At 38.1% G+C, this 10,456-nt stretch carries 12 protein-coding genes; 9 read left to right on the top strand and 3 right to left on the bottom strand.

Annotated elements, in window-relative coordinates; translation table 11 throughout:
• The first annotated feature begins 65 nt into the window (after positions 1-65).
• Positions 66-677 (top strand): DUF3298 and DUF4163 domain-containing protein, encoded by a 612-nt coding sequence (locus BFL01S_RS16905; RefSeq protein ID WP_224840368.1) that lies wholly within the window; start codon positions 66-68, stop codon positions 675-677.
• A gap of 2 nt (positions 678-679) precedes the next feature.
• On the opposite strand, the gene BFL01S_RS16900 is transcribed toward BFL01S_RS16905, so the two are convergent.
• Positions 680-946: a hypothetical protein gene (locus BFL01S_RS16900; protein ID WP_061786400.1), complete on the bottom strand. Its 267-nt coding sequence runs from the start codon at positions 944-946 to the stop codon at positions 680-682.
• A 148-nt stretch (positions 947-1,094) separates the two neighbouring features.
• On the opposite strand from BFL01S_RS16900, the gene BFL01S_RS16895 reads away from it, so the two are divergent.
• The 8 genes from BFL01S_RS16895 to BFL01S_RS16860 all read left to right on the top strand — a co-directional run bounded on the left by BFL01S_RS16895 (position 1,095) and on the right by BFL01S_RS16860 (position 9,081).
• Complete coding sequence (locus BFL01S_RS16895; protein ID WP_025908877.1) at positions 1,095-1,331, top strand: YuzF family protein; 237 nt, start codon at positions 1,095-1,097, stop codon at positions 1,329-1,331.
• 152 nt (positions 1,332-1,483) lie between these two features.
• Positions 1,484-2,380, top strand: coding sequence for a manganese catalase family protein (locus BFL01S_RS16890; RefSeq protein WP_061786399.1), 897 nt, complete (start codon positions 1,484-1,486; stop codon positions 2,378-2,380).
• A 125-nt stretch (positions 2,381-2,505) separates the two neighbouring features.
• A complete protein-coding gene (locus BFL01S_RS16885) occupies positions 2,506-4,710 on the top strand; it encodes an ArnT family glycosyltransferase (protein ID WP_025908875.1) in 2,205 nt (734 codons plus the stop codon).
• Positions 4,711-5,673, top strand: coding sequence for a glycosyltransferase family 2 protein (locus tag BFL01S_RS16880; protein WP_061786398.1), 963 nt, complete (start codon positions 4,711-4,713; stop codon positions 5,671-5,673). It begins immediately after the preceding gene.
• On the top strand, positions 5,666-6,079 hold the full coding sequence (locus BFL01S_RS16875) for a GtrA family protein (protein ID WP_025908873.1): 414 nt from the start codon (positions 5,666-5,668) through the stop codon (positions 6,077-6,079). The genes BFL01S_RS16880 and BFL01S_RS16875 overlap by 8 nt, the downstream gene beginning before the upstream one ends.
• Positions 6,069-6,953, top strand: a complete 885-nt coding sequence (gene galU / locus BFL01S_RS16870; RefSeq protein WP_061786397.1) for a UTP--glucose-1-phosphate uridylyltransferase GalU — start codon at positions 6,069-6,071, stop codon at positions 6,951-6,953. Before BFL01S_RS16875 ends, galU begins: the two co-directional genes overlap by 11 nt.
• An 84-nt stretch (positions 6,954-7,037) precedes the next feature.
• Positions 7,038-7,715, top strand: coding sequence for a response regulator transcription factor (locus tag BFL01S_RS16865; protein WP_025908871.1), 678 nt, complete (start codon positions 7,038-7,040; stop codon positions 7,713-7,715).
• A gap of 1 nt (position 7,716) precedes the next feature.
• Entirely contained in the window at positions 7,717-9,081 is a 1,365-nt protein-coding gene (locus tag BFL01S_RS16860) for a sensor histidine kinase (protein ID WP_061786396.1), read from the top strand.
• A gap of 26 nt (positions 9,082-9,107) precedes the next feature.
• Here the strand turns inward: BFL01S_RS16860 and BFL01S_RS16855 are convergent, their stop codons facing one another.
• Positions 9,108-9,512, bottom strand: a complete 405-nt coding sequence (locus BFL01S_RS16855) for a GNAT family N-acetyltransferase (RefSeq protein WP_025908869.1) — start codon at positions 9,510-9,512, stop codon at positions 9,108-9,110.
• A gap of 299 nt (positions 9,513-9,811) precedes the next feature.
• The gene (locus BFL01S_RS16850) at positions 9,812-10,360 is read right to left on the bottom strand and encodes a YhcN/YlaJ family sporulation lipoprotein (protein WP_061786395.1); all 549 of its coding nucleotides are present in this window, start codon (positions 10,358-10,360) and stop codon (positions 9,812-9,814) included.
• Between the last annotated feature and the right edge of the window lie 96 nt (positions 10,361-10,456).

Below are 10,456 nucleotides of genomic sequence, written 5' to 3'. Positions count from 1 at the left end.
CTTTCTTGTTGTCGTATAATGATGGTGAGGAGAATACATTAAGATGAAACCAAGTGTAAAGGGAGATGAGAAAATTGATTACGCTGCCGCTTCTTGTATATTCTCAGCGCATCGTGAAACCAAAATTAGACGTGGTTTACCCGGTCATTCATGGAATGGCTAATCAAGCAGTTCAGTATAAAATGAACGCTAAGCTCTTAAAGCGAACAAACGAATTAATTGTTCAACAAGGGTACGGGGAAAACCCTGATACGACCGAAACAGGATACTATGAATTGAAAAACAATCAGCGTGATGTGCTGAGCTTAACGCTCATAAACTATGCTTTTTCAGGTGGTGCACATGGATTAACCGTTGTCGTACCTATCACCTTTAATACAAAGAATGGAAAGGTATATAAACTAAAGGATTTATTTAAGCCTGACAGCAATTATGTTAAACGCTTATCTGAGCTCGTGGAGAATCAGATTAAAGAACGAGACATTATGGTTCTCGGAGAATATACGGGAATTAACCCAAATCAAGACTTTTATATTGCCGATAAGTCGCTTGTGTTATTTTATCAGCTCTATGATTTAGCACCGTATGCATATGGGATTCCTTACTTTCCTATTTCTATTTATGATATTCAAGATATAATCGCAGACGAAGGGCCTCTTGGTCAAATGTTTGGATAAAGTTATAAAAAATTTCGGTGAGGACGAACATAGCGCTTTACTTCTGCAGTTAACTGCTGACGAAGCGATTTATTTGATACGGCACTTGCAATATCTTTTACTACAGGAAATACCCCAATGGAAGTAACGTGCACGCGTACATCTCCTTCAAAAAGTATGTCCCCCGCTTTTGTTTTAATCTTTGTGAAAACAACAGCTTCTTTTGTCTCAGGTTTGTCTATTGGATAAGAGTCTTTAATATGAAATCGAAATGCATAATCTTCGCTCATAAATAGCCTGCCTTTTTTCATTTTTGTTTTATTATATTCACTAGAACCAAGCCATGTAAAGCATAAGTGTGTACGTTAATAAATGTTCATGTTTGAAAGAATGATGCATACATTAAAACGACAATAGAAAAAAGGAGACGATAAACGGATGACTTATGAACAAGACGAGCGTAATTATGAAGCGCCTTATATGGTAACTCAAGTCGATCCTTATGTATTTGCGACTCTTGAATCAGTCAAGGGGAAAGAAGTAGTTATTGAAACCGTACGTGGAAACATACGTGGAAAAGTTAAGGATGTTAAAATTGATCACGTTGTCATTCAATCAAAAGATTCTAGCTTCTTTGTACGTATTCAACAAATTGTGTGGATTATGCCTGAATAATAAGCAGAAAAAATGCGCCTCAATTGTTAGATGGTTTAACGGTTGAGGTGCACTGTTTTTGTGTAAAAATTCATTTGGCGAATGAGACAACCTTGTCACTTCATACATCTTAATGGATGGAATTTTTCAGAGAGAGAGTGGAGGAATGCGCTATGTTTAAGCGGATTGATAAATTATTAATTGATTTACCAGAGTCGAAAAATCCAGATCCGAACGCAGCTGCTGCTGTACAAGAGCTATTAGGTGGTAAGTTTGGAGAGATGTCTACGCTAAACAACTATATGTATCAGTCATTTAATTTTCGTACAAAGAAAAAGCTGCGCCCATTTTATGATTTAGTTGCGAGCATTACAGCAGAAGAGTTTGGGCATGTAGAACTCGTATCCAATACAATTAATCTTATGTTAGAAGGATCTACGTTTCCGGGTGATCCAGATATTACGCCAATGCAGGATGCAAAGGATGTGCGCAATACCCAGCATTTTATTGCCACTGCGCAAACAGCTTATCCATTCGACTCTATGGGAAAAGCTTGGACAGGAGAAAATGTCTTTAATAGTGGAAATTTAATTCTGGATTTATTGCACAATTTCTTTTTGGAGTGTGGGGCAAGAACCCATAAAATGAGGGTATACCAAATGACAGATAACCCAGTTGCTCGTGAAATGATTGGATATTTATTAGTTCGTGGTGGGGTTCACGTTGTGGCATATGCTAAAGCGTTAGAAATTGCAACCGGTGTGGATGTTACAAAACTAGTGCCAATTCCAAATTTGAGTAACAAATCGTTCGATGCTGCTAGAAAATATGAAGACCAAGGTGTTCATCGCCGTCTCTATACATTTAGTGATGCTGATTATATGGGAATTGCGAAGATTTGGAAAGGTACGCACCCAGAAGATGGTGGGAAGCTAGAAGTCATTGAAGGAACGCCTAAAGGTGGGAAAATTCCAGACTTAGAAGAGGTAACTGAAGAGTTTGCTCCTGGAATCGGTCCAGATGAGTTCGCAGAGATTGCCAAACGATTGCAGCGTAACGCAGGGTTATAGTGGTAAGCAGGTGTAGATTACACCTGCTTTTTTTTGTACCTAAATAGTTAATCTAAGAAGAATGTTCATAATCAGTTCATATTCATTTATTACACTAGCCTTACAATCAATAAGGGAGTGAAAGAATGAATAGAAAAAAGAAAAAAATTGATAAATGGTTAGTGTGGATTTTAACACTAGCTGTAGCCTTAAACTTTACGAATATATGGGAAGATGAATATGTCAACCAGTATTACACCTCAGCTGTCAAAAGCATGATGCAAAATTTGCATAACTTCTTTTTTGCATCGTTTGACCCAGCGGGGTTCGTAACGGTGGATAAGCCGCCCGTTGCGTTTTGGATTCAAACGATTAGTGCTAAGATTTTTGGATTTCACGGTTGGAGTGTGATTTTGCCTCAAGCGTTAGCAGGAGTAGGGTCAGTTATTCTGCTGTACGTCATGATAAAAAAAGTATTTGGTGTAGCTGCGGGGCGAATAGCTGCGCTAACCATGGCTATAACGCCAATTGTTCCAGCCGTTAGTCGAACCAACAACATCGATAGTTTACTTGTTTTTACCTTATTATTAGCAACGTGGATGCTGTTTAAAGCGATAACCATAAAAAAACATCGCTGGCTGTTTCTAGCGTTTGTGCTCATTGGTGTTGGATTTAATATGAAAATGATGCAAGCTTATATGGTTTTACCAGCATTTTATTTATTTTACTGGCTATCAGCAAAGATTGACTGGAAGAAAAAAATCAGCTTATTATCTGGAGCGACAGTACTACTAATTGTTGTATCGCTTTCATGGGCAACAATTGTTGACTTAATTCCAGAAGATAAAAGGCCTTATATTGGAAGTAGTGAAACAAACTCAGTATTAGAGCTAGCGCTCGGTTACAACGGTATTTCGCGTTTGACAGGAGAGATGTCTGGTGGGGGTAGCCCCCAAGGAAGCCGTGGACAAAATGAAGAACAAGGTGAGCATCTGATACCTCCAAGCGGTGATAAGCAAGATGAATTAGCACTAGAAAATGAAGGGATGCAAGGTGGAGGAAATACAACTGATTCAAGTGACAATGAAAATCAGCAAAACTCAAACTTAGATAGTGGACAAGACTCAAATTTTAGAAATGCACCAGGCGGACAATCCCCTCCACAGATGGACGGAGATAACAATGACCCTGGTGGAGGAAACGCTGGAAGATTTAATACAGGAACGCCTGGCATGTTTCGATTAATTCAAGATGGACTTGCAGATCAGATTAGCTGGTTTTTACCATTAGCGATTGTGAGCATTATCAGTTTGTTGGGAGGGGCAAGAGTAAAAGAAACCCTAAGCACGAAAGTTCTTCATACTGTATTTTGGTTAGCGTGGTTAGTACCAGTAGCTGTGTTCTTTAGCATTGCAGGATTTTTCCATCAGTATTACCTCATCATGCTAGCACCGCCGTTAGCAGCAGTAATAGGAGCAGGACTCCCAGTTTTATGGAAGGCATATCGTGGCCTCGAAGGGTGGAAGTCATGGCTGTTGCCGGTAGGTATTGCATTAACAGCTGGGTTGCAGGTTAGCATTATGCTACCGGATCGTGAAACAATCGGTCTTGCATCTATCTTGGCTGTGGGGATTATCGGAATTACATTGGCTTTAGCACTTGGGAGTATGAAACAGCGATCAGCAATCAATACGTATATGATGACAGCAGCACTTATTGTGCTTGTGATTGGTCCACTTTACTGGGCAATGACACCAATTCTTTATGGTGGAAACAGCATGCTTCCAGAAGCGGGTCCAACGTCTTCGCAAGATGAACAGCTACCTCAAATGGATGATATGGCATTTCCAGGTGATGAACAAGACGTCTCAATAAACAATAACAATCAAGTAGATACGAATGAAGCACCTAATGATGAAAAGAGTTCTACCAATAGAGAGAAGAGAAATGACGGTCGTGGAATGAATGGACAGATTAACCAATCTCTTCTTACGTTCCTTGAAAAGAATCGCAACGGAACAAAGTACCTATTTGCTACGCTCGATTCCACAGCGGCAGCACCGTATATCATTGAAACGGGCGAAGCCGTAATGACGATGGGAGGTTTTTCAGGGGCTGATTCCATTTTAACAGTTACAGAACTTGAAAAGCTTGTTGCAAGTGGAGATGTTCACTACTTCTTAATTGGAAATCGAGGAATGGGTGGAAACTCTGACATTATTAGCTGGATTCAGGAGAACGGCACAGAGATTCCTTCCGAAGAATGGAAAGAAAATGAGAATAGCCAACAAGATGGACCTGGTGGAGGGGCTTCACAACTCTATTATGTTGATGTGAAAGGAGAAGAATAAATGAGTGCAATTAAATATTCCATTGTCATTCCTGTTTATAACGAAGAAGAGGTTATTCATACAACTTACCATCGTTTAACAGAAGTGATGAAGTCCACAGGAGAAGCGTATGAGCTTCTCTTCGTGAACGACGGTAGCCACGATAAAACAGCAGATATTTTAATTCAATATAGTCAACAAGACTCGTCAGTTATGCTGTTAGATTTTGCACGTAACTTTGGTCATCAAATTGCAATTACTGCTGGCATGGATTATGCCAAGGGAGATGCGGTGGTAGTCATTGATGCAGATTTACAAGACCCACCTGAATTGATTCTCCAAATGATTGATAAATGGAAGCAAGGTTACGACGTAGTCTATGCGAAGCGTACAAAGAGAAAAGGAGAATCGTATTTTAAAAAGCATACCGCTGCCATGTTTTACCGATTACTGCGCTCAATGACTGATATTGAAATCCCTCTAGACACGGGAGATTTTCGCTTGCTAGATCGTAAAGTATGCGATCAAATGAAGCTATTACAAGAAAAGAATCGATTTGTCAGAGGTCTTGTCAGTTGGGTTGGGTTTAAGCAAATTGCCTTGGAGTATGAACGAGATGAACGAGCAGCTGGGGAATCAAAATATCCGCTGAAAAAGATGCTGAAATTATCGCTTGATGGCCTTACTTCCTTTTCATATAAGCCTTTAAAACTAGCAACCTATACTGGCGTAGCATTATCTTTTATCGGCTTTGTCTATCTTATTATCGTTTTATATTTAAAGCTATTTACGGATAACACAATTGCAGGGTGGTCATCTCTTATTGTTATTCAACTGTTGTTTAGTGGCTTTACTTTGGTGATTTTAGGAATGATTGGTGAATATATTGGTCGGATTTATGACGAAGCCAAAAATCGTCCGCTTTATATTGTGAGAAAAACATACAAGCAACAGCCGATAAGAAAGTTTGCTCATCGTGAATAAAAAAGGCTTACTTGCATTTTCAAAGTTTTCATCAGTTGGTGTCTTAAACACGGTAATTGATTTAAGCGTCTACATGGTGCTCGTGTCATTTGGCATGTATTATTTAATTGCTCAGTGGATATCTTATGGAGCTGGAGTTGCAAATAGCTATACGCTAAACAGAAAATGGACGTTTCAACGAAAAGAGCCCTCAACGGTTAAGGAAGTTACTAAATTTTTAGTTGTCAATTTGGTTACATTCATTTGTAGTTCGCTTATTTTGCTGCTATGTCATGAATATGCCTCTTTCAACCTTTTTGTAAGTAAAGGGGCTGCAAGTATAGGTAGTTTAGGAATTAATTTTGTGCTAACAAATCGCTATGTGTTTACAAAAACAATGGAAGGAAGGGAACACTATGAACGTTAGAAAAGCAGTCATTCCGGTTGGAGGGTTAGGTACTAGGTTTCTACCAGCCACAAAAGCTCTTCCAAAAGAAATGCTCCCAATCGTTGATAAGCCTGCCGTGCAGTATATTGTGGAGGAAGCAGTAGAAGCGGGCATTGAAAGCATTATTTTTATTACAGGTAAGCATAAAAAAGCAATCGAAGATCATTTTGATAAGTCAGTTGAATTAGAACATCTGCTAGTAGAAAAAGGAAAGTATGAACTATTAGAAAATGTACAGCGTATTTCGAAGATGGCAAGCGTACACTATATCAGGCAGCAGGAGCCTCAAGGGCTCGGGCATGCAATCTTGTGTGCAGAGAAGTTTATTGGAGATGAACCTTTTGCAGTCTTGCTTGGTGACGATGTAATGGTAGGTGAAACGCCGGCTTTGAAGCAGCTTATAAAGGTGTATGAAGAACTGAATCAATCGGTTATTGGTGTTAAAGAAGTAAAGAAAGAAGATGTATCAAAGTATGGAATTATTAAAGCTGGGTCTGTGGTTGGGGATGTATATTCAGTTGAAGACGTGGTGGAAAAGCCAAAACCTGAGCAAGCGCCATCGAATGTAGCCATTATGGGAAGATATATCTTAACGCCTTCTATTTTTCAGTCGCTAAAAAAAATTGAAAAAGGAGTAGGAAATGAATTACAATTAACAGATGCGATAAAAGATTTATCTCAGTATGAACAGATTTTTAGTGTGCGGCTAAAAGGAAGTCGTTTCGACATTGGTGATAAGGTTGGTTACTTACAGGCAATGGTTGAAATGGCTTTAAAAAGAGAAGATTTACGGAATATATTTTTATCTTACTTGCAGCAAATTGTTCAACAAGAGCGATTGAAAACAAAGTAAGAGCATTGTTCATATTCAATTCATATTTAATTTATATAATAAAGTCACATGATAAAGGATGATAATGGACGGGGGAAATACAGCGTGATTCAAATTTTAGTAGCAGACGATGATCAGCATATTCGAGAGCTGATTTCAGTTTATCTAGAAACACAAGGATTTAAAGTGATTGAAGCAGGAGATGGAGAAGAAGCGTGGCAAAAGTTAGAAGAATTTAGAGTAGACTTGGCCGTGGTAGATATTATGATGCCTTATAAAGATGGATGGGAATTAACAAGAGAGATTAAAGAGTATTTTGATATACCCGTACTAATGGTAACGGCTAGAGGTGAAGCTCACGATAAGCTAAAAGGCTTTGATATTGGAACGGATGACTATGTTGTCAAGCCATTTAACCCTGAAGAATTAGTTGCTAGAGTGAAGGCACTTTTGAGAAGGTATCGAATTGAAGCAAGTAATATTGTTCATATTGAAAATATACGATTAGATCGTACGAAACTTGAAGTGCATGTTGGTGACTATGTTGAAAGCCTTCCTCTAAAAGAATTTGATCTTTTGTTTAAATTGGCGAGTTCACCTGGGAAAATCTTCACAAGAGACCAGCTTATCCAAAGTATTTGGGGTTTCGATTACGAAGGAGATGAACGAACTATTGATGTCCACATCAAAAGGATTCGTGAGCGCTTAAATCAAAGTGGTCTTAAGGCAAATATTGAAATTAAAACTGTTCGAGGGCTAGGGTATAAACTAGAAGGGTGTTAATGTGAAGTCAATTTATTTGAAACTGGTGCTTTCGTTTATAATAACGATTGTGTTAAGCGTTATTATTACAATTACTATTACAACACTTTTAAGTAAAGACAGGCTAGGTGATAAGCTAGAGCCGGATATGTTTCGGATGGGTGAGGAGTTCATTCAATTATACGGTGCAAATGGTTCCGATGAAGCCGCTCGTTTTTTATCGAATACATCATTTATTCACTTTTCATTTATTATTGTTGATTCCGAGTATAATAGGAGAGTATTAGGCGATCGAGGACCGACCTTGCCCATTGACAAAAGCGTTGTAGATAATGTTTTGCGGGGAGATCGGTTTTCAACGGTTGAAAGTGAACCATCCAATAAGCCAAAACCAAACATTGTGGGAATACCCTTTATTGAAAATAATCAGAAATATGCTTTATTTGTTCAGTCGCATCCTCAAAGGCAAATTTCTGTTATTCAAGACGTACAGCTTATTCAGCTCATAAGCGTGTTGTTTATTGGAATTATTTTATTTGCATACGTTTCTACGATTCTTATCAAACCAATTCAGCGATTAAGTGGAGCAATGAAAAAAGTAGGTAAGGGGGATTACTCGGTTCAAGTTGAGCATGCATCTAGCGATGAGATTGGTTTATTAACCAAAAATTTCAACCAAATGGCAAAAGAACTCAACAAAATTGAAACGATGAGACAAGAGTTTATTGCGAGCGTCTCCCATGAAATTCAATCACCGTTAACTTCTATTAAAGGTTTTTCAAAAGCCTTAAAAGATAATATTGTGAGTGAAGATAAAAAGCAGCAATATTTAACGATTATTGAAAAAGAAAGTACAAGGCTTTCACAATTAAGCTCGAATCTTTTAAAGCTAGCTTCATTAGATGCTGAGCATCATCCGTTTCATCACAAAACGTACGATTTGGATGAACAAATCCGTCATGTCATTCTGGCGTTAGAGCCACAGTGGACAGAGAAGGAACTTGAGATTGAGCTCGATTTAGAAAGAGTTAGGATTGAAGGAGATGAAGAGCTACTGGAGCAAGTATGGCTTAACTTGCTTTCAAACAGTATTAAATATACGCATCAAAGCGGCACGATTGAAGTTTCAATGTCTTCTGTGAAAGAAGGTGTAACCGTTTCAGTGAAAGATACGGGAATTGGTATAGATGAAGAAGATCAAAAGTACATTTTCGAAAGCTTTTACACAGTAGATAAATCAAGGTCGCTAAAAAGTAATGGGCTGGGGCTTGCGATTTCTAAAAAAATTGTTAACTTACATGAAGGCTCGATTTCTGTTGAAAGTCGCATAAATAAAGGAAGTACGTTCATGGTATTTCTTCCCGATAAAAAGTCTCAAAGCACCTGAGTTTATACAAGTGCTTTGAGACTTTTTTAATTGGAACGAGGAATACGAAAAGCGACGTCCACTTGTTCAAAACCAATATGAGGATAGTATTCAACTGCGCTTGGTGCAGATAATAAAATAATGGCTGATTGATCAGTTGCTTCTTCTTTTATTTTATTGAGAAGTGTTTTTCCAATTCCTTTTTGCTGGTATTCTTTACACACGGCAAGATCTGATACGTAGCAGCAATAGCTAAAATCAGTTACGCAGCGAGCGATGCCAATTAGCTTTTCACCATCCCAAGCCGTAATCAGTAAATTCGCATGGTCAATCATTTTCTGGATTCGAGCCACGTCTTGGATAGGACGCTTGATACCAGAAGATGCAAAGACGCTGATTAGTTGTTGCGCATTAATAGGACAATTTCGTTTATAGGTAATGGTAGTTGTCACAATAGAACCTCCTTTTGTTACATAAAATAATACCATATTTTAACTAAAAAGAATATTCAAATTTTTAATTCCTACTTGACATATAGGTAAAGTGTAAATGATATAATACTATAGATTATTTGGAAAAATGAGATAGTTAATTTGCTGATCGGTCAACCAAAGGCTTATACTTTGTCCACAAAGTATGAGTTTTTTTGATAAACCCTACTATCATAGTAACTAAAAAAGAAACCCGTTGAACAAGGGTTTCTCTTTTTTAGCACATAGCGAATGGACTTGTTACACTCAATCACTCTAATTTAACGAGCGTTAGGAAATACTCTTCGAACGGTTTCAGTAAACTCTTCAAATAACCCTTTTACTGGAGCGCCTTCATTAATTCTGTTTCCATAATCCCTCATACGCTCTACAAAGTCAGGATTAGATGATACAAATACGTCTCGAATATCTGGATCTGTCGCTCTTACTTGATCGGCAATCTTCTTTTCTAAACGATCTGTTACTTCTCCTTTTGTTCCATCACGTAAAACAACTGCCACATAGGCATTTCGGTTTGTAACAATCACAATTGCACTGTCTACTTCGTCTAATTTAGCAATGCGATCTGCAGCCTTATCAGCTACCTCTAATCGTGTCTGATTATTATCATCTACATTATTATTCTCGGTTCCATCGGGTTGGAATCCCACATCTCGTGGTCCATTGTTGCGATCATTTTCTGCCTTTTGTTCAGAAGGTTCTTCAGTTGGATCGGGCTCGGCTTCATCCTTTTTATCATTACAACCGAAAAGGAATCCTACAGATAAAATGGTGGATAGAAGGCCAAATAAATATTTTCTTTTTTTCATCTTGTCTTACTCCTTTCATTTTAACATAACATTTCTTTCGTTATTATCCGTTTAAAGAAAGGAGAGTATACTAGCTTTTTTATATACTGTTTAACT

Source organism: Priestia flexa NBRC 15715 (genome assembly GCF_001591565.1).
Classification (GTDB): domain Bacteria; phylum Bacillota; class Bacilli; order Bacillales; family Bacillaceae_H; genus Priestia; species Priestia flexa.
This window is presented reverse-complemented; position numbering and strand designations above follow the sequence as displayed.

What these genes read in the sequence shown, in the direction of transcription:
- BFL01S_RS16905 (WP_224840368.1), top strand. Translation starts at nt 66, where the DNA reads ATGAGAAAATTGATTACGCTGCCGCTTCTTGTATATTCTCAGCGCATC.
- BFL01S_RS16900 (WP_061786400.1), bottom strand. Translation starts at nt 946, where the DNA reads ATGAGCGAAGATTATGCATTTCGATTTCATATTAAAGACTCTTATCCA.
- BFL01S_RS16895 (WP_025908877.1), top strand. Translation starts at nt 1,095, where the DNA reads ATGACTTATGAACAAGACGAGCGTAATTATGAAGCGCCTTATATGGTA.
- BFL01S_RS16890 (WP_061786399.1), top strand. Translation starts at nt 1,484, where the DNA reads ATGTTTAAGCGGATTGATAAATTATTAATTGATTTACCAGAGTCGAAA.
- BFL01S_RS16885 (WP_025908875.1), top strand. Translation starts at nt 2,506, where the DNA reads ATGAATAGAAAAAAGAAAAAAATTGATAAATGGTTAGTGTGGATTTTA.
- BFL01S_RS16880 (WP_061786398.1), top strand. Translation starts at nt 4,711, where the DNA reads ATGAGTGCAATTAAATATTCCATTGTCATTCCTGTTTATAACGAAGAA.
- galU (WP_061786397.1), top strand. Translation starts at nt 6,069, where the DNA reads ATGAACGTTAGAAAAGCAGTCATTCCGGTTGGAGGGTTAGGTACTAGG.
- BFL01S_RS16850 (WP_061786395.1), bottom strand. Translation starts at nt 10,360, where the DNA reads ATGAAAAAAAGAAAATATTTATTTGGCCTTCTATCCACCATTTTATCT.